Genomic DNA, 24,257 nt, shown 5'->3' with positions numbered 1-24,257 from the left:
TTACTCCCGCGCCGCGTCGGTGCGCGCGGTCCGCGCGCGTAAAAGGGTTTGCCGCGCCCCCGGCGGGACGCGAGGATTGGACGGTTTGGTCCCCCCACACGCTTGTGCCCACGTGTTTCTGGAGGTCCTCGCGGACCTCAAGTTCCTTCCGATCTTTGGGACGTCATGCAAATTCGCGATCTTCCGTACCCGGATCCCGGCGATCCCGATGTCCGGTCGGGTCCTCGCTTTCTGATCTGGCTCGGCCGCAACCAGATCCGCGGACAGCTCAAGTCCATGTCCTGGGGCCTGCTGCACCAGTGCTCCATCGCCGGGCTGCCGCTCGGCGTCGGTTTCGCCGTCCAGGCGGTCGTCGACCGGTCGGGCGGGCGGCTCGCGCTGGCCGGCGGGCTGATCGCGGTGCTCGGCGTGCTGATCGCGGTGGGCGACACCATGCTGCACCGGACCGCCATCACCAACTGGATCACCGCGGCCGCCCGGATCCAGCAGCTGCTGGCCCGCAAGACCGCGGAGCTCGGCTCGGCGCTGACCCGCCGGGTCGCCGCGGGCGAGGTCGTGGCGGTCTCGACAGGTGATGTGGAGAAGATCGGCTGGTTCGTCGAAGCGCTCTCCCGCTTCGTGGCCGCCGCTGCCGCCCTGGTCATCATCTGCGTCGGTCTCGTCCTGTATCTGCCCTCGCTCGGCGTGCTCGTGGCGCTCGCGATGCCGGTGCTCGCCCTGGGCGTCCTGCCGCTCCTCCCCCGCGCCACCCGCCGAGCCGACGCCCAGCGCGAGAAGGCAGGAAAGGCCACCGAACTGGCCTCGGACACCGTGGCCGGACTGCGGGTGCTGCGCGGCATCGGCGGCGAGGAACTGTTCCTCGGCCGCTACCGGCGGGCCTCGCAGGAGGTCCGCAAGGCCGCCGTGCGCAGCGCGCGGATGTGGTCCCTGATCTCCGCGATCCAGGTCCTGCTGCCGGGCGTCCTGCTGATCTCACTGGTCACCTACGGGGCCGCGCTGGCCCGCGACGGGAAGATCGAGGTCGGTCAGCTGGTGACCGTGTACAGCGCGGCGACGCTGCTGCTCTTCCCGCTGCGCCACTTCGAGGAGATCGCCATGGCGTACTCCTTCTCCCGGCCGTCCGCCCAGCGCGCGGTACGGGTGCTGTCGCTGAGCCGGGTCGCCCGGCCCTCGACGCTCGACACCGCACCGGCCGGGGACCTGTACGACCCGGTCACCGGGCTGTTGGCGCCCGAGGGTCTGTTCACCGCGGTGGTCTGCGGCGATCCGGACGAGGCGGGACGGCTCGCGGACCGGCTCGGCGGCCACGCCCAGCCCGGGGTGGCGAGGGACGGCACCGTCGAGGACGCGACGGCCGACGACGAGGTGCCGTCCGTACTGCTGGGCGGTGTCCCCCTGGACGAACTGGAACTGGACGCGGCCCGGACGGCTGTTCTGGTCCAGGACAAGGACCCGGTACTGCTCTCGGGCACCCTGCGCGAGCTGCTGGACGTGCCGTCGTCCGGCCGGGTGCGTGCGGACGAGGCACTGTCGGCCGCGCAGTGCGACGACGTGCTGAGCGCCCTGGCGCACGCGTCGGTCGACTCCGGCGGCGATCCGATGAAAACCCGGATCACCGAACGCGGCCGCTCGCTCTCCGGTGGCCAGCGCCAACGGCTCGCCCTGGCCCGGTCGCTGGTGACGGACCCGGAGGCGCTGGTGCTCGACGAGCCGACCTCCGCGGTCGACTCGCACACGGAGGCCCGGGTCGCCGCGGGCATCAAGGCGCTGCGCAAGGACCGTACGACGGTGGCCTTCGCCTCGTCGCCGCTGCTGCTCGACCTGGCGGACCGGGTGGCGCTGGTCCACCGGGGCACGGTGGTGGCGGTCGGCACCCACCGCGAACTGCTGTCGGGTGAACCGCGCTACCGGGCGGTCGTCACCCGCGAGACCGACGACGAGGTCCGGGCCCGGCCGGGCGAGGACGAAGCGATCCACCCGATCGACACCCACGAGGAAATCGAGGAGAGGGCATGACCGGCGTCGCACCACCGGCCTACGACCCGGCAGCGCCCGAGTCGGCCACCACCCTGCCGGTCGGCACCCCCGCGACCGTACGGAGTTACGTCGGGGAGCTGATGCGGCGCCACCGGCGGCCGTTCATCGTGGTCACCCTGCTCAACACGGTCGCCGTGGTCTCCTCGATCGCCGGGCCCTACCTGCTGGGCGGGCTCGTCGAGGACCTGTCCGACGGGGTCACCGACCTCCATCTGGAGCGCACCGCCGCGGTGTTCGCCGTCGCGCTGGTCATCCAGACCGCGGTCACCCGGATGATGCGGCTGCGCAGCGCGATGCTCGGTGAGGAAATGCTGGCCGATCTGCGCGAGGACTTCCTCGTGCGCTCCGTCCGGCTGCCGCCGGGTGTGCTGGAGCGGGCCGGAACGGGTGATCTGCTCTCCCGGATCACCACCGACATCGACCGGCTCGCCAACGCCATGCGCGAGGCGGTGCCGCAGCTGGCCATCGGCGTGGTGTGGGCGGGCCTGCTGCTGGCGGCGCTCGCGGTCACCGCTCCCCCGCTGGCGCTCTCGGTGCTGGTCGCGCTGCCGGTGCTGATCATCGGCTGCCGCTGGTACTTCCGCCGGGCGCCCTCCGCGTACCGCTCGGAGGCCGCCGGTTACGCGGCGGTCGCGGCCATGCTCGCGGAGACGGTGGACGCCGGGCGGACCGTGGAGGCGCACCGGCTGGGTGCGGGCCGGGTCGCCCTGTCGGACCAGCGGGTCAAGGAGTGGACGGCCTGGGAGCGGTACACGCTGTTCCTGCGGTCCGTGCTGTTCCCCGTCATCAACATCACGTACGTGACGATCCTGGGCGCGGTCCTGATGCTCGGGGGCTGGTTCGTGATCGAGGGCTGGCTCACCGTCGGGCAGCTGACCACGGGCGCGCTGCTGGCGCAGATGATGGTCGACCCGATCGGCCTGATCCTGCGCTGGTACGACGAGCTGCAGGTCGCCCAGGTGTCGCTGGCGCGTCTGGTGGGGGTCCGTGAGATCGAGCCGGACGCGGGCGACGCGGCGGTGGCCCCGGACGGCCGGGACGTGCGCGCCGACGAGGTGCGCTTCGGCTACCGGGAAGGGCTCGACGTCCTGCACCAGGTGTCGCTGGACGTCGCGCCGGGCACCCGGCTCGCGCTCGTCGGCCCGTCCGGTGCGGGCAAGTCGACGCTGGGCAGGCTGCTGGCCGGTATCTACGCGCCGCGCACCGGCGAGGTCTCCCTGGGCGGTGCGCAGTTGTCGCGGATGACGGCCGAGCACGTGCGTACGCATGTGGCGCTGGTCAACCAGGAGCACCACGTGTTCGTGGGGACGCTGCGGGACAACCTGCTGCTGGCCCGTGCCGGTGCCGAGGACGCGGAGCTGTGGGCGTCGCTGGCCGCGGTCGACGCGGACGGCTGGGCCGGGGCACTGGACGAGGGGCTGGACCGCGAGGTCGGCTCGGGCGGTCTGGTGCTCACCCCGGCGCAGGCGCAGCAGATAGCGCTGGCCCGGCTGGTGCTGGCCGATCCGCACACGCTGGTGCTGGACGAGGCTACGTCGCTGCTGGACCCGCGCGCTGCCCGCCATCTGGAGCGCTCGCTGGCCCGGGTGCTGGACGGCCGTACGGTCGTGGCCATCGCGCACCGGCTGCACACGGCGCACGACGCGGACGTGATCGCGGTCGTCGAGGAGGGGCGGATCAGCGAACTGGGCAGCCACGACGAGCTGGTGGCGGCGGACGGCGCGTACGCGGCGCTGTGGCGGTCCTGGCACGGCTGACCTGGACGGTCCCCGGCTCCATCGGCCGGGCCGGGGATCGTTAGGGTCTGCGCATGACAGATTCCTTCGCGGATCCGGGGACCCCCGACTGTCGCGGGCCGCTGCGGTACCTGTGGTGGCTCATCACCAGCCAGCGCCGCCGGATCGCCGCAGGCGCACTGCTCGGCAGTGCCTGGATGGTCTGTCTCACGCTGCCGCCTTACCTGCTGTCGCGGGCCATCGACGACGGACTCGAACCGGGCCGGTGGCCCGCGCTGGCGGGCTGGGTCGCGGCGTTGCTGGGTGTGGGGGTGCTCAACGCGTGGCTGGCGATCATGCGGCACCGCACGATGACCAGGGTGCGGATGGACGCCGCGTTCCGGTCCGTGGCGGTCGTGGTCCGGCAGGCGACGGTGCTGGGCGCGGAGCTGCCGCGCCGGGTCACTGGCGGGGAGGTCGTCACGATCGGGTTCCGCGATGTCGCCGTGATCGCCGGAACCCTGACCATCACCGGCCCCGGGGTCGGCGCGGTCCTCGCCTATGTCGTCGTGGCCGTGCTGCTGCTGGCCGTCTCACCGCTGCTCGCCGCGGTGGTGCTGCTCGGGGTGCCGCTGCTCGCGGTGCTGGTCGGCCCGCTGCTGTGGCGCCTGCAGGGGGTCGAGGCGGCGTACCGGGAGCGGGAGGGTGGGCTCGCCGCCCGCTTCGAGGACATCGTCGGGGGCCTGCGCGTCCTCAACGGCATCGGCGGCAAAGACGTGTACGGCGAGCGCTACCGGCAGGGTTCGCGGGAGCTGCGGACGGAGGGGTACCGGGTCGGTACGGTGACCAGCTGGATCCAGGCACTCGGTGTCGGGCTGCCCACCCTGTTCCTCGGCGTCGTGACCTGGCTGGCGGCCCGGATGGCCGCCCAGGGGACCATCACGGTGGGCGAGCTGGTCGCGGTGTACGGGTACACGGCGGTGCTGGTGGTGCCGGTCTCGTTCTTCATCGAGGGCGGCTACGACCTGAGCCGGGGGCTGGTCGCCGCCCGCAGGGTCATCCGGTTCCTGGCCCTGGAGCCCGCTTCGGCGGGCGGTGCGGCGACTTCGGACGGGCCCGGGGCGCCCGCCGCGCTCCGTGACCCGGAGTCCGGCGTCGAGGTGGCGCCCGGAGAGCTGACCGCGCTCGTCGGCGCCCGGCCGTCGGACTCCGCGGCGGTGGTCGACCGCCTCGGCCGGTTCGCGGAGTCCGCCGCGACCTGGGGCGGGATACGCCTCGACGAGATCGACCTGACGCGGGTCCGCAACCGCATCCTGGTCGCGGACAACGCGGCCGACCTGTTCGCCGGCCCGCTGCGCGAGGTGATCTCGGGGGCGCGGGACCGGGACGAGGAGGCCATCGGCCTGAGCGTCCGCGCGGCCGTGGCGCAGGACATCGTGCGCGGTCTGCCGGACGGGCTCGACTCGCCGGTCGACGCGCAGGGCCGCAACCTCTCCGGCGGACAGCGCCAGCGCGTCCGGCTGGCGCGGGCGCTGCTGGCCGATCCCGAGGTGCTCCTGGCGGTCGAGCCCACCTCGGCACTGGACGCGCACACCGAGGCGGCCGTCGCGGCCCGGCTGCACGCCGCACGGACCGGCCGCACCACGGTCGTCACCAGCACGTCGCCGCTCCTGCTGGACCGGGCGGACACCGTCTACTACCTGGCCGACGGCACCGTCGCAGCCGTCGGCAGCCACCGTGAACTGCTGGACGGGCAGCCCGGATACCGCGCGCTGGTGTCCCGGGGCGCGGAGGACGACACCGTCGGCGGAACGGTCCCGGCGTCCCGGAAGGCCGTGCGATGACCGCCGGCGCCGGGGCGGCGGACCGGGCCCTGCCCGTCGCCGAACCGTTCCTGGTCCGCCGGGCCGCGCTCCGGCTGATCCGGCTGGACGGCCGTGCCTTCGCCGCCATGACCGGGCTCAACGCACTCGCCGCCGCTGCCGGGCTGGCCGGCCCCTGGCTGCTCGGCCGCATCGTCGACGCGGTGCGGGCGGGCGGCGGGGTGGCCGAGGTGGACCGCCTGGCGCTCACCATCCTCGTCTTCGCCGTGGTGCAGTTGCTGCTGGTCCGCTACGCAGGCCTCGTCGCGCACCGCTTCGGTGAGCGGACCCTGGCCCGGGTCCGGGAGCAGTTCGCCGACCGGGCGCTCGCGCTGCCCGCCGCGACCGTCGAGCGGGCCGGCACGGGCGACCTGATGACGCGCGGGACCGCCGATGTCGCCTCGGTCGGCGCGACCCTGCGGGATTCCGGGCCCGAGGTCCTCGTCGCGGGGGTCCAGGCGCTGTTCATCCTCGGGGCGGTCTTCGCGCTCGACCCGCTGCTCGGCGCCTTCGGGGTGCTGGGCCTGCTCGGCATCTGGTTCGCCGCGCGCTGGTACCTGCGCCGGGCCCTGGGCGCGTACCTCGCCGAGGGAGCCGCCAACTCGGAGCTCGCGGAGCAGCTCGCCGCGACCGCCTCGGGCGCCCGTACCGTCGAGGCACTGGGACTGCAGCGGCGCCGCCTCGCGGCGTGCCGGGAGAGCATCGACGCGTGCCGGCGCACCCGGACCCGGACGCTGTTCCTGCGCAGTGTGCTCTTCCCGGCCGTGGACGTCTCCTACGTCATCCCGGTGGCCGGTGTCCTGCTGATCGGCGGGGTGCTGCACGACCACGGTGCGATGAGCCTCGGCGCCGTCGTCGCCTCCGCGCTGTACCTGCGACAGCTGTCCCAGCCCCTGGACGTCATCCTCCAGCAGATGGAACAGCTCCAGAGCAGCCGTGCCTCGTTCGCGAGGGTGGAGGGGATCGGCACGGCGGCACGGCCGGCGCCTGCCTCCTCTCCCGCACCGGCCGACGACCGGATCGAAGTGGCCGGGGTGCGCTACGCCTACGACGGCGGGGACGACGTCCTGCACGGCGTCGACCTGACGGTCCGGCCCGGGGAGCGGCTGGTGATCGTCGGCCCCTCGGGCGCGGGCAAGACCACCCTGGGCCGGCTCCTGGCGGGCATGGACACCCCGCGCACCGGCTCGGTGACGGTGGGCGGGGTGCCGGTGGCCGGCCTGGACCCCGACCGGCTGCGCAGGCACGTCGTGCTGGTCACCCAGGAGCATCACGTGTTCCTGGGCACGGTCCGGGAGAACCTGGGGATCGCCGCGGCCGGGGCCACCGACGCGGAACTGCGCGCGGCGCTGGCCGCCGTCGGCGCCGGGTGGGCCGACGAGCTGCCGGACGGGCTGGACACCGATCTGGGTCATGGCGGGCACCGGCCGGACGGGGCCCGCGCTCAGCAGCTCGCCCTGGCCCGGGTGGTGCTGGCCGATCCGCACACGCTGGTACTCGACGAGGCCACCGCGCTCCTCGACCCGAGGACGGCCCGGCACACCGAGCGCGCGCTCGCCGCCGTCCTGGAGGGCCGGACGGTCGTGGCCATCGCGCACCGGCTGCAGTCGGCGCACGACGCCGACCGGGTGGCCGTGATGGAGGACGGCCGGGTCACCGAACTCGGCACGCACGACGAGCTCGTGGCGGCCGGGGGCGCGTACGCCGCGCTCTGGTGCTCGTGGCACGGCGAGCCGTCGCCCTCGTCCTGACCGGGCCGGACGGGACCCGAGGTCAGCCGCCCGCGCCGGCCCGGAACTCGGTGATCCACCGCGACGTGGCCCCGATCCCGCCGAAGGTGTAGAAGTGCAGCTTGAGTACGCCGTGGCGGTGGGGGTCGTAGCCCTCGGCCAGGGCGTGGATGAAGCGGTCCGGTCCGGCCGTGCCCATCAGGTTGGTGAGCGAGAAGCCGTACTTCTTCGCGACGGACGTGCTCGTGCCGACGCCGAAGCGCGTGGCGTACGTCATCAGCCGCTTGATTCCGGCGGGCCCGGGGACGCCGACGCGCACGGGTGCGTCGATTCCGCGTCTGCGTACCGCCTCGACCCAGGCGAGGACCGGTCCGGCGTCGAAGCCGAACTGGGTGATGATGTCACCGGACAGGCCGTGCCGGGCGAGGGCCGTGGTCTTGTCCTCGATCGCGGACCAGAGCGCCGGGGCGGCGATGGCCGGGTGCCCCTCGGGGTATCCGCTGATGCCGACGTGCCGTACGCCGTAGGACTGGAGCAGCCCCGACCCGATGACCGCGAGGGAGTCGTCGTAGGGGCCGTGGGGTGTGGCCGGGTCGCCGCCGACGACCAGGACGTCGCCGGCCGTGCCGTCGGAGCGCAGGGCGGCGAGGAACTCCTCCAGTTCCGGCCGGGAGCGCAGCCGGCGGGCCGATATGTGCGGGACCGGGGTGCAGCCGAGCCGCCGGACGGTGCGGGCCGCGGCCAGGCGTGTGTCCGGGTCCTCGCTGCCGAGGAAGGTGATGTTGATCCGGGTGCCGGCGGGTATCCGGTCGCGGGCCTCTTCGAGCGCGGGCACGTCCTTGCCCGTCATCTCCAGGGAGAAGTCGTCGAGCAGCGCGGCGAGGGCCGGGGCGGCGGCGGTGGAGAGGGAATCCATCGTGCTCCTTGTGGGTGCGGTTCTCCCTTGGCCACAGTCTGCCGGTAGCGGCGGACGCACGACGCGGCGGCTCCCGCGCACCGGCCGTCGGGCGGTGCGCGGGAGCCGCTGAGGTGCCTCGGGGTCCGGCCCTCAGCCCGCGTGGGCCCGCTCGGTGGCGGGCGCGCCGCTGGAGGAGGCCGCGACGGTGGACGCCGTGCGGGGGCGGCGCAGCAGGACCGCGGAGACCAGGGCGGCGAGCAGGGTGAGGGCGGCGGCGACGATCAGGCAGAGGCGCATGCCATCGAGGAACGCCTCGCCCACGGCGTTCAGGGCCGGTCCCGTGCCGGCGCCCAGGTTCATCGCGGCGACCGCGCCGAGGCCGCCGGCGCGGGCGGTCCCGGCGATGCTCTGCCCGGCCGCTCCGGTGATCCCGGCGTCGGCGAGGTGGGCGGGGAAGGTGTCGAGGGCGCGGGCGGTGAGCAGGGCGCCCAGGACGGCCGGCCCGAGTGCTCCGCCGACCTGCCGGAAGGCGTTGTTGCCGGCTGCGGCCATGCCTGCCAGGTGGCCGGGCACGGAGGCGACCGCGGTGGCCGTCATCGGGGTCAGGACGCCGCCCATGCCCAGGCCCAGCAGCGCCAGCCGCCACGCGATGGAGGCGAACGAGGTATCCGCGCCGACGGTGGTCAGCGAGAGCAGTGAGCCGGTGACGACGAGCAGTCCGGCGGTGATCAGGACGCGGGCCGGCACCCGGTGCATCAGACGCCCGACGGGGGCGCCGGCGACGATGGCGGCACCGGTGACCATGAGGAGCCGCCAGCCCGCCTGGAGGGTGTCGAGCTGCTGCACCAGGCCGAAGTAGAGGCTCAGGAGGAAGAAGAAGCCGATCAGCGCCAGGAAGGTGATCATCGCGACGAGTGTGGTGGCGGTGAACGCGGGGCTGCGGAACAGCGCCAGGTCCAGCATCGGGCTGTCGCTGCGCCGCTCGGCCAGGACGAAGGCGACGCCACCGGCCACCGCGACGAACAGCGCCACCAGGACCCGGGTGTCGGTGAACGATCCGGCGCCGCCCTCGATCACGCCGTACACCAGCGCGGTGATCGCGGCCGCGGCGGTGAGCTGGCCCGGCCAGTCCAGGCGCCGGCCGTGCGGGGCGCGCGAATCGGTCAGCAGCCGTGCGGCGACCGCCATCGCGATGAGCGAGACGGGTATGACCAGGAGATAGATCCACCGCCAGGCGGCGTGTTCCAGGATGACTCCGGCGATCAGCGGGCCCACGGCCAGTGCCAGCAGCAGTGAGGTGGCCCAGAGACCGATGAACTTGCCGCGCTCCCGGTGATCGGGCACCGCGTGGCTGATCAGGGCCAGTGTCGTGGGAAGCAGCGCGGCCGCACCGAGTCCGGCGAGGGCCTGGCCGGCCCACAGCACCTGGATCGACTGGGCGGTCAGGGCGACGGCGGCGCCGGCGGCGGAGAACAGCAGTCCCGCCTGGAACACCTTCTTGCGCCCGTGGACCTCTCCGAACACTCCGGCGGTGAGGATGAACGCCGCCATGGGCAGGACGAAGGCGTCCTGGACCCATGCCAGCTGGGCCGTGGAGGCGCCCAGGGCCGCCTGGATGGCGGGCAGGCTCACGGAGACGGTGGTCACCGGCAAGTAGGCGACGAATACGCCCAGGCAGGCCATGGCGAGCGTGGCCGCCCGCCGGTCGGCCGGCCCGCTCGCCGAGGGTGTGACGTTCACGGATGCACTCCTTTGCGGCGCGGGCGCCGCGGTCGATGTCCAGCGGGGGCCCGTCGGCCCCGGTCGCCAGCATCGGTGACGTCAGCCGGAATCAACGAAGCAGCTGCCCGAACCAGGAAGAAACCTCCATGGCCTTCGTGCGACATGGCACACTTCCACCGTGATCGACGCCGTAGACATGCAGATCCTCCGTTCGCTCCAGTTCGCGCCGCGCGCCCCGTTCCGGCTCATCGGTGAGGTGAACGGGGTCTCCGAGCAGACCGCGGCCCGCCGATACCACGCCCTGCGCCGCAGCGGGGTGATGCGCGTGGTGGGCCTGGTCGATCCGGCGGTGTACGGGGAGGCGCGGTGGGTCGCGCGCATCCGCTGCCGCCCCGACCGGGTCGGCCCGCTGGCCGACTCGCTCACCCGGCGCCCCGACATCGCCTACGCGAGCATCGCCTCGGGCGGCTCGGAGATCATCTGCGTCATCCATTCGCCGCTGGACGCCCGGCGCGAGGACATGCTGCTCCAGCAGCTGCCCAGGTCCGCCGCCGTGCTCGACATGAGCATCGACCTGCTCATCCACCCCTTCGAGGACCGGGGCACGTCCGGCTGGACCGGCTACGGCGGACATCTCACGCCCGAGCAGGAGCAGCGGCTGGCGGGCGCCCCGCCCCCCGCCCCGGCCGGCCCGCACGTACCCCCGGACGACAAGGATGCCCCGCTCCTCGACGCGCTCGCCGAGGACGGCCGGACCTCGCACACGCGGCTGGCCGAGGTCACCGGCTGGTCCAAGGGGCGCGTCGCGCGCCGCCTGGAGTCACTGGAGTCCTCCGGCGCGCTCTCGTACGACATCGATCTGCTGCCCGAGCGCCTCGGCTACCACCTCAACGCGACTCTCTGGCTGCGCGTCGCGCCCGCCATCCTGGAACGCGCCGGGCACGAGATCGCCGGACACGAGGAGGTCGCGTTCGCCGGGGCCACCAGCGGCGACCACAACGTGATGGCCATCGTCACCTGCCGGGACGCGGAGGACTTCTACCGCTATCTGACCACCCGTCTCGCGACCGTGCCGGGGGTCGACGCCTACGGGGTCAGCATCCGGGTCCGCCGCCTCAAGCAGGCCGCGTCCCTGATCGCCCACGGCCGCCTGGTGCGTCCCGGACCCGGGTAGGGCGGGAAGCCGGCCGCGGCCGGGCGTCAGATGATGTTCATCGCGGCCGCCGCGCCCACTCCCCCGAGCACCATGAACACCGGCATCAGGATCTTCAGTTCCACCCAGCTGCCGGCCCGGAACCGCATGGCCTTCGGCGGGCCTATCGGGTACCACCGCTTGCGGCCCACCGGGATCGGCCAGAGGATCGGGCAGCCCGAGACGGTCAGCGCGTCCCCGATGTCGTGGACGAGGGCGCCCAGCACGATCGGCAGGCCGAGCCAGAGGTACTCCTGGCCGGGGGCGCTGAAGAGCCAGTCCGAGCCGTTGCCCGGCTTGTCCAGGACGCCGGCGAGGATCCACGCGCTGGTCGCGCCCAGCAGCCAGACGAGCACGTCGCTGGAGACCCGGGCGGCCCGCCAGAGCAGCCCCTCGACGGCGAGCACCAGGTGGACGAAGAGGATCGCCAGTACCGCCCACCGGCCACCGGTGATCGCAGCGGCGGAGGCTCCGGCGCCGATCAGGACCGCCCAGAGCCAGGTGTGGGTCAGGGTCCGGTGGCCGCCGTTGCGGTTGGAGTCGCCCCGCAGCTTGGTCGCCTTGTAGACGGCGTGCGAGAGCGTGTCGACTATTTCGCACAGGCCCTTGGAGACCGGTCCGAAGGCGCGCGAGATGGTCGCGGACTTGTGGTCGAGATCCGGTGCCAGTGCGGCGCCGGCGGTGATCAGCGCGCCGACGACCAGGACGGGCCACGGCATGGTGTGTCCCGCAGCTGCCGCAGCCGCGCCCACCCCCAGCCAGGCCGCCGCCCCTGACAGAGAGTGTGCCGGTCCCATCATGGCTGTTTCCGCCCCCGTAGGTATTGATCCAGGTACTGGTCCGGGTATCGCCCGGTGACCCGGCAAACGCCCCGACAGATGTCACCCCGCCCGTGCTCGGGCCACCGTCGTTGCGCTGTCGTCGAGTTGAGGGGGAAGCGTATCGTCCGTGATCTTCGTGCTGTCGTCCGGTTCCCTCATCCGGGCGGAAGGCAGGCAAGATGGGGGCGTGACCCTAATCGATCAGCTGCCCCCGACCGACGACCCCGACGCCCTCTTCGAGGCATTCTCGTCATGGACCGAGACGCAGGGCATCACCCTCTATCCGGCTCAGGAGGAGGCGCTGATCGAGGTGGTCTCCGGGGCCAACGTGATCCTTTCCACCCCCACCGGCTCCGGGAAGAGCCTCGTCGCGGCCGGTGCGCACTTCACAGCCCTGGCCCAGGACAAGGTCACGTTCTACACCGCGCCGATCAAGGCGCTGGTCTCGGAGAAGTTCTTCGACCTGTGCAAGCTGTTCGGCACGGAGAACGTCGGGATGCTCACCGGCGACGCCTCGGTCAACGCCGACGCCCCGGTGATCTGCTGCACGGCCGAGGTACTGGCCTCCATCGCCCTGCGTGACGGGAAGTACGCGGACATCGGCCAGGTCGTGATGGACGAGTTCCACTTCTACGCGGAGCAGGACCGGGGCTGGGCCTGGCAGATCCCGATCCTGGAGCTGCCGCAGGCCCAGTTCGTCCTGATGTCCGCCACCCTCGGTGACGTCAGGATGTTCGAGGAGGACCTGACCCGCCGCACCGGCCGGCCCACCTCCGTGGTGCGCTCGGCGACGCGCCCGGTCCCGCTCAGTTACGAGTACCGGCTGACGCCGATCACCGAGACGATCACCGAGCTCCTGGACACCCGGCAGTCGCCGGTCTACATCGTGCACTTCACGCAGGCGGCGGCCGTCGAGCGGGCGCAGTCGCTGATGAGCATCAACATGTGCACCAAGGAGGAGAAGGAGAAGATCGCCGATCTCATCGGCAACTTCCGCTTCACCACCAAGTTCGGCCAGAACCTCTCCCGTTACGTACGCCACGGCATCGGGGTGCACCACGCGGGCATGCTGCCGAAGTACCGACGGCTCGTGGAGAAGCTCGCGCAGGCGGGCCTGCTCAAGGTCATCTGCGGTACGGACACGCTCGGCGTGGGTGTCAACGTCCCCATCCGCACAGTGCTGTTCACCGCGCTCACCAAGTACGACGGCACCCGGGTACGCACGCTGCGCGCCCGCGAGTTCCACCAGATCGCCGGCCGCGCCGGCCGGGCCGGCTTCGACACGGCGGGGTTCGTCGTCGCGCAGGCCCCCGAGCACGTCGTGGAGAACGAGAAGGCGGTCAAGAAGGCCGGCGACGACCCGAAGAAGAAGCGCAAGGTCGTCCGCAAGAAGGCGCCCGAGGGCTTCGTGTCCTGGTCGGAGAGCACGTTCGACAAGCTGATCCAGTCCGACCCGGAGCCGCTGACCTCGCGCTTCCGGGTCACGCACACCATGCTGCTGTCGGTCATCGCGCGTCCCGGCAACGCCTTCGAGGCGATGCGCCACCTGCTGGAGGACAACCACGAGCCGCGCCGGGCCCAGCTGCGCCACATCCGCCGGGCGATCGCCATCTACCGTTCGCTGCTGGACGGCGGCGTGGTGGAGCGGCTCGAAACCCCGGACGCGGAGGGCCGCATCGTGCGGCTGACCGTCGACCTCCAGCAGAACTTCGCGCTGAACCAGCCGCTGTCCACGTTCGCGCTCGCCGCGTTCGAGCTGCTGGACGCCGACTCCCCCTCGTACGCGCTGGACATGGTCTCGGTGGTGGAGTCGACGCTCGACGACCCCCGGCAGATCCTCGCCGCCCAGCAGAACAAGGCGCGCGGCGAGGCGGTCGGGCAGATGAAGGCCGACGGCATCGAGTACGAGGAGCGGATGGAGCTCCTCCAGGACGTCACGTACCCGAAGCCGCTGAGCGAACTGCTGTGGCACGCGTACGACGTCTACCGGCAGAGCCACCCGTGGGTGGGCGACCACCCGGTCTCGCCCAAGACGGTGGTGCGCGACATGTACGAACGCGCCATGACGTTCACGGAGTTCACCTCGAACTACGAGCTGGCCCGGACCGAGGGCATCGTACTGCGGTATCTCGCGGGCGCGTACAAGGCGCTGGAACACACCATCCCGGACGACATCAAGTCCGAGGACCTGGAGGACCTGATCGCCTGGCTCGGCGAGATGGTCCGCCAAGTGGACTCCAGTCTGCTCGACGAGTGGGAACAGCTCGCCAATCCCGAGGTGGAGACGGCCGAGCAGGCGCAGGAGCGGGCCGACGAGGTCAAGCCGGTCACGGCGAACGCCCGCGCCTTCCGGGTGCTGGTGCGCAACGCGATGTTCCGCCGGGTCGAGCTGGCCGCGCTGGACCGGGTCCGCGATCTCGGTGAGCTGGACGGCGACGCGGGCTGGGACGAGGACGCGTGGGGCGAGGCGATGGACGCGTACTGGGACGAGCACGAGGAGCTGGGCACCGGTCCGGACGCCCGGGGCCCGAAGCTGCTGAAGATCGACGAGGACGCCGAGCACGGCCTGTGGCGGGTCCGTCAGACGTTCGCCGACCCGAGCGGCGACCACGACTGGGGCATCAGCGCCGAGGTCGACCTGGCCGCGTCCGACGAGGAGGGCCGGGCGGTGCTCCGGGTCACCTCCGTGGGCCAGTTGTGAGCACGTCCGCAGTGGCGGCGCAGCAGCGAGAGTGGAGACGAACAGCATGACGAACCCCGCCGAACGCCTGGTGGACCTGCTCGATCTGGAGCGGATCGAGGTCAACATCTTCCGAGGCCGCAGCCCGCACGAGTCCCTGCAACGGGTCTTCGGCGGGCAGGTGGCCGGGCAGGCCCTGGTGGCGGCCGGCCGCACCACCGACGGCGACCGGCCGGTCCATTCGCTGCACGCCTACTTCCTGCGCCCCGGCCGGCCGGGAGTCCCGATCGTCTACGACGTCGAGCGGGTCAGGGACGGCCGGTCCTTCACCACCCGCCGGGTGACGGCCGTCCAGCAGGGGCGGACCATCTTCAACCTGACGGCGTCCTTCCACCGCCCCGAGGAGGCGGGCATCGAGCACCAGCTGCCCCCGGCGCGGGTGGTGCCGGATCCGGAGGAGCTGCCGACCGTCGCCGAGGAGGTGCGCGACCATCTGGGCTCGCTGCCCGAGGCGCTGGAGCGGATGGCGCGGCGCCAGCCCTTCGACATCCGCTATGTCGACCGGCTGCGCTGGACGCGGGAGGAGATCACGGATGCGGAGCCGCGCAGCGCGGTCTGGATGCGTGCGGTCGGCCCGCTCGGCGACGACCCGCTCGTGCACACCTGCGCGCTGACGTACGCGAGTGACATGACGCTGCTGGACGCGGTGCGCATCCCGGTCGAACCGCTGTGGGGGCCGCGGGGCTTCGACATGGCGAGCCTGGACCACGCCATGTGGTTCCACCGTCCGTTCCGGGCGGACGAGTGGTTCCTGTACGACCAGGAGTCACCGGTGGCGACGGGCGGGCGCGGTCTGGCACGCGGCCGGATCTACGACCGAGGCGGGAATCTGCTGGTGTCGGTGGTGCAGGAGGGGCTGTTCCGGCGGCTGGACGAGCAGCCCTCCTGACGGGCCGGGGTCAGGTGCCGGGCAGCGGGTCCTGTTCGACCTCGTGGCGGCGGGTACGGATGTCGGGCGGAGCCGGGTGGAGTTTGGCGTCGCAGGCGGGGCCGAGGCCGGTGCGGCGTGAGGCCGTGCCGGTGAGGGGGCGTCCGCACAGCCGGCAGCGCACGGTGCGACGGGCCGCCGCCCGCTCGGCCTCGGGCAGCGGTTCGGGACCGGATCCGGGGAAGGGTTCGGGAGACTCCACCCGTCGATCTTCTCAAGCCCCCGGACTACTCTGCGACTTCCCGCCCCGTATCCGGAGGAGTCCGCAGGTGACCAGCGTCCTGACATTGCAGTCCGTCCCCCGGGACAAGAAGGCGGCCGCGCCGGGAACGGTCCGCCCCGTCGGGCATTTCGTCTCCTTCGCCGACACGCCGGAAGGCGTCGGACGGCCGGTCGCGCACGTGGAGCGCGAACTGCCGCCGGGCGGGATACCGGCGTACCTCGCGGCCCGGAAGGAGGGTGTCCGCTCCTTCGTTCTGTGGGCCGATCCCGAGCGCCGCTCCCGGCTCGCCGCACTCGTCACCGCCTCCTCGGCCGAGGGCGTGTCCATGTACCAGGTGCTGGACGGGCAGGGCGGGCCCATCGGAACGATCCTCCGTGAGAGGGCGATGTACGGCCGGGGGCTGCGGACCCGCTGGACGGTCACCCAGACCGGCTGCCCCGAAGCTGTCGGATACAAGGGCCGGATCTTCTGGTGGTACGTGTGGTGGCTGCTGTTCCCCGTCCAGGTGGCCATCGCAGTGGGCAGCGTCCTGTCCGGCGGCGGCGATGTGGCCCGTGGGCCCCGGCGCGTCATCTGGCGGGCGGGCGAGGAGGTCCCGCTGGAGTTCCGGTCGGACGACGACGAGATCCATGTGCACGCGCCGTGGGTCGACTGGCGGCTGGCGGCCGCCCTGGCGGCGTTGATCCGCTCCTTCGACAGCTGGATGGGCACGCCCTGGGACGACAGCCGCTCGTGACCGTCGCGGGAGGAGCGCGGGCGCCGGCGCCGTCCGGAGGCAGCACCCCGTTAGCCCGTCCGGCGGACAGCGGCGGACTCGGCCGCTCCCCGGTGCGAGCCCTTCCCCCTCTGCCGTTCGCCGCCACGGAGGGTGGTCGCGCGGGGTGATCCACGGGGCGGAAGCGCCGGCCCGGCGCTCCCACCGCAGGAGGCGCGGTCATGACGGACGATCAGGTGTTCCTCGGCCTGGGACTGATTGTGGTGCTGGCGGTCGGTTCACAGCTGCTGGCCGGCCGGCTGCGGGTGCCGGCGCTGCTCGTCCTGCTGCCGGTGGGGTTCGCCGCCGGCGCGCTGACAGACGACGTCGATCCGGCGCGGCTGCTGGGCTCCGCGTTCTCCCCGCTGGTGTCGCTGGCGGTGGCGGTGATCCTCTACGACGCCGGGCTGGGGCTGGACATCAGCAGGCTCAAGGGGCACAACCGCCGTGTCGTGATCAGGCTGCTCTGGATCGGGACGCTGCTGACGGTGGTGTCCGCCGCCCTGTTCGCCATGCCGGTACTGGACATGTCGAGGCCCGCGGCCGTGATGCTCGCGTCGATCCTGGTTGTCTCCGGTCCGACGGTCGTCGGGCCGCTGCTCAATTTCGTCCGCCCCAGCGAGCGGTTGCGGCGCATTCTGATCTGGGAGGGCTCCCTGATCGACCCGGTCGGCGGGATCCTGGGGGCGCTGGTCTTCCACGGTGTACTCGCGGGCGGCCGGCCGGGGTTCGGGCATCAGGTGGCGGGGTTCGCCGCCAGCGCCGCAGTGGGCGTGGCCGGCGGTGCGGTCGGGGCGTGTCTGCTGTGGCTGCTGCTGAGCCGGGTGCGGCTGAGCGAGGAGCTGGGTACGTCGGTGCAGTTCGCCGCCGTGATCGGCGTTGCGGCGGCGTGCGACGCGCTGCGCGACGACACCGGGCTGATCTCCGCCGTCGTGATGGGGATGGCCGTCGCCAATCTGCCCGGCCCGGACGTCCCGGCGCGGCGGCCCTTCTTCGACACGCTGGTCTCGCTCACCATCGGTCTGCTCTTCATCTCCATCTCGGCCACGGTCACTCCCGCCTCGCTGCGGCACGTGGTGCTGCCCTCGCTGGCGCTGGTCGCGCTGCTCGTCCTGGTGACCAGGCCCGCGGTGGCGCACCTCGCGACGCTCGGGACCGATGTGCCGCGCGGGGAAAGGTGGTTCACCGGCTGGATGGCCCCCCGGGGCATCGTCGCCGCGGCCACCGCCTCCACGTTCTCCGCCACCCTGGTCGACAGGGGCGTCGGCGGCGCCGAGCGCATCCTCCCGGCCACCTTCGTGGTGATCGTCGCCACGGTCACGCTCTACGGCCTGACGGCGTTCCCGGTGGCCCGGAGGCTGGGGGTGCTGCGCCCCGCGAGGTCGAGGCCGCTGCTGGTGGGCGGCGCTCCGTGGACGGTCGACCTGGCGTGTGCGCTGCGCTCGGCGGGGCCGGACGTCCTGATGTGGGCGGGCGCCGCTCCCGAGCGGGCGCGGATCGAGGAGGCGGGACTGAAACTGGCTCCCGGTGAGCTGCTGGCGTCGGCCACCGGCGCCGGAGCGGAGCTCGAGGGGATCAGCGGTGTACTGCTGCTGACCGGTGAGGACGATTTCAACGCGCTCGCCTCGATGACGCTCCGCGAGACCGTGGAGGGCCCGGTCCACCGGCTCCGTCCCCCGTCGGCGAGCCACGGCGTGGTGGCCCCGTACACGGGTGGTGAGGCGCTGTTCGGACCGGGGCTCACCGGCCCCGAACTGACCCGCAGGTACGAGGCCGGGGCGCGGGTGGTGAACCGGCCCTTCGACGGCGGGGTGCCGGCCGGGCACGAGCTGCTCTTCGTGGTGAGTGCGGCCGGCCGGCTCACACCGGTGACCGGCCCAGGCACGGCCGAGCCGGTCCGGGGCGACACCCTCGTCCTGCTGAGCCCGCCGTCGCGGACCTAAACAGCGCATCCCGGATCAGAGATATGGTCTCTCCTGTGAGAGAGATGGAGAGCGTCGGGCCGGACACCGTGGACGCCCGGCTCGCGGCACGGCTGGCCGAACTCCGTGCCGGGCGCGGCTGGTCCCTGGAGGAGCTGGCGCACCGTACGGGGGTGAGCCGCTCGACGCTCTCGCGGCTGGAGCGCGGCGAGCTGAGCCCGACCGCGGCCCTGCTCGGGCGGCTGTGCACGGTCCACGGGCGGACCATGTCCCGGCTGCTGCTGGAGGTGGAGGCGGAGCCCGTGCACCTGGTGCCCGCCGGGCGCCAGACGGTCTGGCGCGACGAGGAGTCCGGTTTCGTACGCCGGTCCGTTTCGCCTCCGCACCCCGGGCTGCGTGCGGAGCTCGTCGAGGGAGTGCTCGGTGCGGGTGCGTCGATCGCGTACGAGAACCCGCCCGTTGCCGGCCTGGAGCAGCACATCTGGGTCCTGGAAGGGACGGTCGAGATCACCGTGGACGAGACCGTGCACACCGTGCGCACCGGCGACTGTCTGCGCTTCCGGCTCCGCGGCCCTTCACGTTTCCACTGTCCGGGCCCGGCGGGGGTCCGTTACGCACTGATGATCGTTCTGCCCTGAAAGGACCTGTCGCATGACCGAGATCGTCCAGGTGTCCGGACCCGAACTGGTCACGTACGCCGATGAGCTGGCCGCCCTCCTGGTGGAGATCGTGGACGGCGGGTCCTCCGTGGGATTCCTCGCGCCACTGGACCGGGGCGCGTCGGCCGACTGGTGGCGGGAGCAGGCCGCGTCCGTGTCGGCGGGGCGCCTTCAGGTCTGGATCGCCCGGGACGGTGAGCGGATCGCCGGGACCATCGGCCTGGTGCGGGCACCGCTGCCCAACGCCCGCCATCGCGCGGAGGTCACCAAGCTGATGGTCCGTCCGTCCGCGCAGGGCCGGGGCCTGGGCCGGTGGCTGCTGGACGCGGTCGAACGGACCTCGGCCGGGGACGGCGTCACCCTGCTCGTCCTGGACACCGAGAGCGGCAGCGCCGCCGAGCGGCTCTACCGCTCGGCGGGCTGGACCGCGTGCGGCTCCGTCCCCGGCTACGCCGCCGACCCGGCGGGCGTCCTCAGGGCCACCACGTACTACTACAAGGCGGTCGGCCCGGCCGGCGCCGCTCAGGCCCAGGCTCAGGCGGCGAACCCGTCGACGTCCCTGTAGACGACGCCGTCCTTCATCACCACCAGGATGCCGTGAAGCACACCGCAGGCGGCCGGGACCTGCGGATCTCGGCCATGGCCACCGGCTTCGGGGCGCTCTCGCGCTGCATCGTGGACCGGCTCGGCACGATCCCCGGCATCACGGCGACCCGGGCCCATCTGGTCACCCGCAGTCACACGGAGGGCAGCGTCTGGCGGCTGACGAGCCTGAACCGCTCGCGGCAGGAGGCGCCGTCGGCGTCCCGGCGCTCCGCGCTGGGCGGCTCCCAGCACCTGTCCTAGGGCCTGTCACGGCGATCGGCGAGAACCTGGGCAGGCTGCTCGATCCGGACGGCCGTGCGAGCGGCTTCGTCCCGATGAACCTGTGGGCACAAGCCCGATGGCCCTGTGGGTATAAGTGGGGACCTGTCGGCGTAAGAATGGCTGTGAAAGCCATTTACTAGGAGACCCTCATGACGCTGTACGACATTCCCCTCCACACCCTGACCGGCGAGCCGACCACCCTCGGCGCCTACCGTGGCCAGGCCGTCCTGCTGGTGAACGTCGCCTCCAAGTGCGGGCTGACCCCTCAGTACGCCGGCCTGGAGCGGCTGCAGAAGACTTACGGGGACCGGGGCTTCACCGTGCTCGGCGTGCCGTGCAACCAGTTCGCCGGCCAGGAGCCCGGCAGCTCCGAGGAGATCCAGGCGTTCTGCTCCGCGACGTACGGGGTGAGCTTCCCGCTGCTCGCCAAGACGGACGTCAACGGCGCGGGCCGGCACCCTCTCTACACGGAGCTGACGAAGCTCGCGGACGCCGACGGCGAAGCCGGTGACGTGAAGTGGAACTTCGAGAAGTTCCTGCTCTCCCCTGCGGGCGAGCCGGTCGCCCGGCTCCGTCCCGCCACCGAGCCGGAGGCCCCGGAGCTCGTCGCGGCCATCGAGGCCCAGCTGCCCGCCTGAGGCGAAGCCGCCGGGTGGCCTGCGGCCGGATCGCCACCGGCCGCCCGGCGGCGCGGGCGTGGCTCCGACGGGGTCCGCCGGTTGTTCCGACGGGGTTCCGAAGCAGCGCGAGGACGGCTCAGGCGTGGCTGAGCAGGAGCGAGCCCTTGGGGTAGGTGACGCCGCCGTCCACGTTCGTCACCTGGACGCTCACGGGCGTGCCCTCCTTGATGTCGCCGCTCTTCCACGGGCTGCAGTAGGGGGAGTTGTGACCGCGGGTGCTCGCGACCCGGTCCCAGGTCCCGTTGCGGCCGATGTCGAGCTTCACCTCGATGCCCCAGCCGTCCGCGCTCGTGTCGCAGGCACGGATCGAGTCGCCGGGGATGCCGCCGGAGGGGTCGGGGTTCCACTCGCCGTACCCGCCGAAGCTCGCCCCGACCGACTTCGGCGCGGCCGCGGCCGTGCCCTGCGCGGCCACGACGAGGCCGAACGCCGCGACGGCGGCGGCCAGGACCCGCCCTCCGGTGGATTTCAGCATGGTGCGTTCCCCTCCATCGGCCAGGCACGATCTTCACCGGGAATCTACAGGGGCATGGCAGGTGCACACCATCCGCCCAGCACGGAGGAGCACAGCACAGACGACCGGCCCCCGTCCCCCACCGGTGCGCCGGGGGACGGGGGCCGGTCGCGCCGGCCGGTCCGGGTGTCAGCGGATGGGCATCCCCGACAGCGTGCGGGCGATCACGAGGCGCTGGATCTCGCTGGTGCCCTCGAAGATCGTGTAGATCGCGGCGTCCCGGTGCATCCGCTCCACCGGGTACTCACGGGTGAAGCCGTTGCCGCCGAGGATCTGGACGGCCTGGGCGGTGACCTCCTTGGCGGTCTCGCTCGCGTACAGCTTGGACATGGAGCCCTCGGCCGACTCGAACGGCTTGCCGGCGGCCGCCATCCAGGACGCGCGCCAGACCAGCAGCCGGGCCGCGTCGATGCGCGTGCGCATGTCGGCAAGCTGGAAGGCGATGCCCTGGTTGTCGATGATCGGGCGGCCGAACTGGGTCCGGGTCTTCGCGTAGTCGAGCGCGACCTCGTACGCGGCACGGGCGGTGCCGACCGCCATCGCGCCGACGGCCGGGCGGGAGGCCTCGAACGTGGCCATCGCCGCGTTCTTCACCCGCTCGCCGCCACCGGAGGCGGCGCGCTCGCGGGCCCGCGCGATGCGCTGGTCGAGCTTCTCCTTGCCGCCGAGCAGGCAGTGGCCCGGCACACGGACGTCCTCCAGGACGACCTCGGCGGTGTGCGAGGCCCTGATGCCGTGCTTCTTGAACTTCTGGCCCTGGGAGAGCCCGGGGGTACCCGGCGGCACGATGAAGGATGCGTGCCCCTTGGAACCCAGCTCCGCGTCCACGACCGCGACCACGACATGGACGTTGGCGATGCCGCCGTTGGTCGCCCAGGTCTTGGTGCCGTTGAGCACCCACTCGTCCTTCGCCCCGTCGTACACCGCACGGGTGCGCATCGAGGCGACGTCGGAGCCGGCGTCGGGCTCGGAGGAGCAGAAGGCGGCGACCTTCACATCGTTCGCGTCGCCGTACATCTGCGGGATCCAGGTGCCTATCTGCTCCTCGGTGCCGTTGGCGAGGACGCCGACGGCCGCCAGGCCCGTACCGACGATGGACAGGGCGATGCCCGCGTCCCCCCAGAACAGCTCCTCCATCGCCATCGGGATGCCGAGGCCGGTCGGGTCGAAGAACTGCTGGGCGTAGAAGTCCAGGGAGTAGATGCCGACCTTGGCCGCCTCCTGAATGACGGGCCAGGGCGTTTCCTCACGCTCGTCCCACTCCGAAGCGGCCGGACGGATAACATCCGCGGCGAAGCCGTGAAGCCAGTCACGGACCTGCTTCTGGTCGTCGTTGAGCTCGAGCGTGAACTCGGCCATTTTCCCCTCCACGTACTGCTGTCAAAAACCATTCGTTACTTGCGGTAACAACAGTCTGTTACCGGCAAGTAGCCTCTGTCAACCGGTCAGCCGCAGATCCGCGCACCGCTGGGCAGGGTGTTACGTTGCGCAGGCAGGACGGAAAAGCACGGCCAGGGGTGGGAGAAACAGCATGGAGACCACACGACAGGCCGAGCGACAGCGGACCGCGGCCGAGCGCCGCCGCCGCGAGTTGCTCGAGGCCGCCGACCGCGTGGTGCTCAGGGACGGCCCCGGGGCCTCGATGAACGCCATCGCGGCCGAGGCAGGCATCACCAAGCCCATCCTCTACCGGCACTTCGGCGACAAGGGCGGCCTCTACCGCGCCCTCGCGAAACGGCACACCGACGCACTGCTCAGCGCCCTGCGCGCCGCACTCGACGCCCCCGCCGACCGGCGCGCCCGGGTCGAGGCGACGCTCGACACCTATCTGGCCGCGATCGAGGCCCGCCCGCAGGTCTACCGCTTCCTGATGCATCCGTCCGACGACGCGGCGCCCTCGTCCGAGCAGGGCTTCGACGTGGGACGCCACTCGGCCCCGCTGCTGCGCCGGCTGGGCGAAGAGCTCGCCGCGGTCATCGCCGAGCGGGTGGACCTCGGTCCGGACAGCCAGGTCATGGCCCGGATCTGGGGTCACGGCATCGTCGGCATGATGCACGCGGCGGGTGACTGGTGGCTGGGTGAACGCCCCTGCTCGCGCGCCCAGTTGGTGAGCAGCCTGGCCGATCTCCTGTGGGGCCGGCTCGCCGCGGCGGGCGACCGCCCCGGCGGCCCCGGGTTCTGAGGCCGCGAACGGCGCCGCCCGGTCAGCCGGTCCGCCCCCAGGGCGCCCGGCGGGCCGCGCGCAGCGCCCGGGTCCGTCGCAGGCCGGTCAGCCGGTCGGTGTAGACGGTGCCGTCGAGGTGGTCGCACTCGTGCTGGAGGCAGCGGGCGAAGAAGCCGGTGCCGCTGACCCGCACCGGCTCGCCCCCGATCGTGACCCCCTCGACGACCGCGTGGTCGAACCGGGGCGTGCCGGCCTCGATGCCCGGCAGCGAGAGGCAGCCCTCCGGGCCCCGCACGGTGATCCCGTCGGCCTCGACGAGCACGGGGTTGACGAGGTGCCCCAGGTTCCGGACGTCCTCGTCGTCGGGACAGTCATAGACGAACACCCTCAGTGCGACGCCGATCTGGTTGGCCGCGAGCCCGACACCGTTCGCCGCGTACATCGTGGCGTACATGTCCTCGACCAGCCGGGCAAGTGAGGGCCCGAAGTCCGTGACGGGCTCACAGGCCCCGTGCAGCACGGGGTCACCGAGCAGGCCCATGGGCCGGACGAGTCCGGAACTGCCGGGGATCGGGCGGTTTCGCATGGCGGCCATCGTACGGTCCGGAGAAGCGTCGAACACACAGCCGACACCCGGTACGGAAGCGACCACGCTTGCGCAGCCATGGGCGAAATATGAGATTTCTTCTAAATAGGGCAATCCTCCCCCTCGTTGGCCTCGAATTCCTCATAGAGCCACCGAGCGCCGCTCGCATCGGGCCCATTCGGCACCGAGAGCAGCCCGCCACGGGTCGCGTCACCGTGCGTCACCGGTGAGCCATCGCCGCGC

Annotated in this window: 21 protein-coding genes; 14 read left to right on the top strand and 7 right to left on the bottom strand. The window is 72.4% G+C overall.

Going from position 1 to position 24,257, the window contains the following annotated elements; translation table 11 throughout:
* The first annotated feature begins 165 nt into the window (after positions 1 to 165).
* The 4 genes from EDD93_RS29905 to EDD93_RS29890 are packed head-to-tail and all read left to right on the top strand — an operon-like array spanning position 166 to position 7,365.
* The gene (locus EDD93_RS29905) at positions 166 to 2,016 is read left to right on the top strand and encodes an ABC transporter ATP-binding protein (protein ID WP_123528606.1); all 1,851 of its coding nucleotides are present in this window, start codon (positions 166 to 168) and stop codon (positions 2,014 to 2,016) included.
* Positions 2,013 to 3,794, top strand: coding sequence for an ABC transporter ATP-binding protein (locus EDD93_RS29900; protein ID WP_123528605.1), 1,782 nt, complete (start codon positions 2,013 to 2,015; stop codon positions 3,792 to 3,794). The genes EDD93_RS29905 and EDD93_RS29900 overlap by 4 nt, the downstream gene beginning before the upstream one ends.
* A 53-nt stretch (positions 3,795 to 3,847) precedes the next feature.
* Positions 3,848 to 5,596 carry an ABC transporter ATP-binding protein gene (locus tag EDD93_RS29895; RefSeq protein ID WP_123528604.1) on the top strand — a complete coding sequence of 583 codons (1,749 nt, stop codon included), beginning with the start codon at positions 3,848 to 3,850 and terminating at the stop codon, positions 5,594 to 5,596.
* Positions 5,593 to 7,365 (top strand): ABC transporter ATP-binding protein, encoded by a 1,773-nt coding sequence (locus tag EDD93_RS29890; protein ID WP_123528603.1) that lies wholly within the window; start codon positions 5,593 to 5,595, stop codon positions 7,363 to 7,365. The genes EDD93_RS29895 and EDD93_RS29890 overlap by 4 nt, the downstream gene beginning before the upstream one ends.
* Before the next feature lie 22 nt (positions 7,366 to 7,387).
* Here EDD93_RS29890 and EDD93_RS29885 read toward each other — a convergent pair whose 3' ends face one another.
* Both EDD93_RS29885 and EDD93_RS29880 read right to left on the bottom strand, forming a co-directional pair.
* Positions 7,388 to 8,260 (bottom strand): methylenetetrahydrofolate reductase, encoded by an 873-nt coding sequence (locus EDD93_RS29885; protein WP_123528602.1) that lies wholly within the window; start codon positions 8,258 to 8,260, stop codon positions 7,388 to 7,390.
* Positions 8,261 to 8,392: 132 nt separating this feature from the next.
* Complete coding sequence (locus tag EDD93_RS29880; protein ID WP_260255989.1) at positions 8,393 to 9,982, bottom strand: MFS transporter; 1,590 nt, start codon at positions 9,980 to 9,982, stop codon at positions 8,393 to 8,395.
* A gap of 160 nt (positions 9,983 to 10,142) precedes the next feature.
* Here EDD93_RS29880 and EDD93_RS29875 point away from each other — a divergent pair, with 160 nt between their 5' ends.
* The gene (locus tag EDD93_RS29875) at positions 10,143 to 11,138 is read left to right on the top strand and encodes an Lrp/AsnC family transcriptional regulator (RefSeq protein WP_123528601.1); all 996 of its coding nucleotides are present in this window, start codon (positions 10,143 to 10,145) and stop codon (positions 11,136 to 11,138) included.
* Positions 11,139 to 11,164: 26 nt separating this feature from the next.
* Here EDD93_RS29875 and EDD93_RS29870 read toward each other — a convergent pair whose 3' ends face one another.
* Positions 11,165 to 11,956 (bottom strand): metal-dependent hydrolase, encoded by a 792-nt coding sequence (locus EDD93_RS29870; protein WP_123528600.1) that lies wholly within the window; start codon positions 11,954 to 11,956, stop codon positions 11,165 to 11,167.
* A gap of 208 nt (positions 11,957 to 12,164) precedes the next feature.
* On the opposite strand from EDD93_RS29870, the gene EDD93_RS29865 reads away from it, so the two are divergent.
* A complete protein-coding gene (locus EDD93_RS29865) occupies positions 12,165 to 14,678 on the top strand; it encodes an RNA helicase (RefSeq protein WP_123529424.1) in 2,514 nt (837 codons plus the stop codon).
* Positions 14,679 to 14,724: 46 nt separating this feature from the next.
* Positions 14,725 to 15,606 (top strand): acyl-CoA thioesterase II, encoded by an 882-nt coding sequence (locus EDD93_RS29860; RefSeq protein WP_123528599.1) that lies wholly within the window; start codon positions 14,725 to 14,727, stop codon positions 15,604 to 15,606.
* Between the two features lie 10 nt (positions 15,607 to 15,616).
* Here EDD93_RS29860 and EDD93_RS29855 read toward each other — a convergent pair whose 3' ends face one another.
* Positions 15,617 to 15,847, bottom strand: coding sequence for a DUF6011 domain-containing protein (locus EDD93_RS29855; protein ID WP_123528598.1), 231 nt, complete (start codon positions 15,845 to 15,847; stop codon positions 15,617 to 15,619).
* Between the two features lie 67 nt (positions 15,848 to 15,914).
* Between EDD93_RS29855 and EDD93_RS29850 the strand changes: the two genes are divergently transcribed.
* The 6 genes from EDD93_RS29850 to EDD93_RS29825 all read left to right on the top strand — a co-directional run bounded on the left by EDD93_RS29850 (position 15,915) and on the right by EDD93_RS29825 (position 20,708).
* Positions 15,915 to 16,604 carry a hypothetical protein gene (locus EDD93_RS29850; RefSeq protein WP_123528597.1) on the top strand — a complete coding sequence of 230 codons (690 nt, stop codon included), beginning with the start codon at positions 15,915 to 15,917 and terminating at the stop codon, positions 16,602 to 16,604.
* Between the two features lie 200 nt (positions 16,605 to 16,804).
* A complete protein-coding gene (locus EDD93_RS29845; protein WP_123528596.1) occupies positions 16,805 to 18,565 on the top strand; it encodes a sodium:proton antiporter in 1,761 nt (586 codons plus the stop codon).
* Positions 18,566 to 18,609: 44 nt separating this feature from the next.
* Positions 18,610 to 19,182 carry a helix-turn-helix domain-containing protein gene (locus tag EDD93_RS29840; protein WP_260256037.1) on the top strand — a complete coding sequence of 191 codons (573 nt, stop codon included), beginning with the start codon at positions 18,610 to 18,612 and terminating at the stop codon, positions 19,180 to 19,182.
* A gap of 13 nt (positions 19,183 to 19,195) precedes the next feature.
* Positions 19,196 to 19,768 (top strand): GNAT family N-acetyltransferase, encoded by a 573-nt coding sequence (locus tag EDD93_RS29835; RefSeq protein WP_123528594.1) that lies wholly within the window; start codon positions 19,196 to 19,198, stop codon positions 19,766 to 19,768.
* Between the two features lie 32 nt (positions 19,769 to 19,800).
* Positions 19,801 to 20,049 (top strand): hypothetical protein, encoded by a 249-nt coding sequence (locus EDD93_RS29830; RefSeq protein WP_123528593.1) that lies wholly within the window; start codon positions 19,801 to 19,803, stop codon positions 20,047 to 20,049.
* Between the two features lie 170 nt (positions 20,050 to 20,219).
* Positions 20,220 to 20,708 carry a glutathione peroxidase gene (locus EDD93_RS29825; protein ID WP_123528592.1) on the top strand — a complete coding sequence of 163 codons (489 nt, stop codon included), beginning with the start codon at positions 20,220 to 20,222 and terminating at the stop codon, positions 20,706 to 20,708.
* A 118-nt stretch (positions 20,709 to 20,826) separates the two neighbouring features.
* Here EDD93_RS29825 and EDD93_RS29820 read toward each other — a convergent pair whose 3' ends face one another.
* Together EDD93_RS29820 and EDD93_RS29815 are read right to left on the bottom strand one after the other, a co-directional pair.
* Complete coding sequence (locus tag EDD93_RS29820) at positions 20,827 to 21,225, bottom strand: hypothetical protein (RefSeq protein ID WP_123528591.1); 399 nt, start codon at positions 21,223 to 21,225, stop codon at positions 20,827 to 20,829.
* A 168-nt stretch (positions 21,226 to 21,393) separates the two neighbouring features.
* Positions 21,394 to 22,623 carry an acyl-CoA dehydrogenase family protein gene (locus EDD93_RS29815; protein WP_123528590.1) on the bottom strand — a complete coding sequence of 410 codons (1,230 nt, stop codon included), beginning with the start codon at positions 22,621 to 22,623 and terminating at the stop codon, positions 21,394 to 21,396.
* A gap of 172 nt (positions 22,624 to 22,795) precedes the next feature.
* On the opposite strand from EDD93_RS29815, the gene EDD93_RS29810 reads away from it, so the two are divergent.
* Positions 22,796 to 23,446 carry a TetR family transcriptional regulator gene (locus EDD93_RS29810; protein WP_123528589.1) on the top strand — a complete coding sequence of 217 codons (651 nt, stop codon included), beginning with the start codon at positions 22,796 to 22,798 and terminating at the stop codon, positions 23,444 to 23,446.
* A 22-nt stretch (positions 23,447 to 23,468) separates the two neighbouring features.
* On the opposite strand, the gene def is transcribed toward EDD93_RS29810, so the two are convergent.
* Entirely contained in the window at positions 23,469 to 24,023 is a 555-nt protein-coding gene (def, locus tag EDD93_RS29805) for a peptide deformylase (RefSeq protein ID WP_123528588.1), read from the bottom strand.
* Between the last annotated feature and the right edge of the window lie 234 nt (positions 24,024 to 24,257).

Origin of the sequence: Streptomyces sp. 840.1, from assembly GCF_003751445.1 — a bacterium.
Classification (GTDB): Bacteria; Actinomycetota; Actinomycetes; order Streptomycetales; family Streptomycetaceae; genus Streptomyces.
Note: the sequence above shows the minus strand (reverse complement) of the source record. Positions and strands in the feature narration are given on the sequence as shown.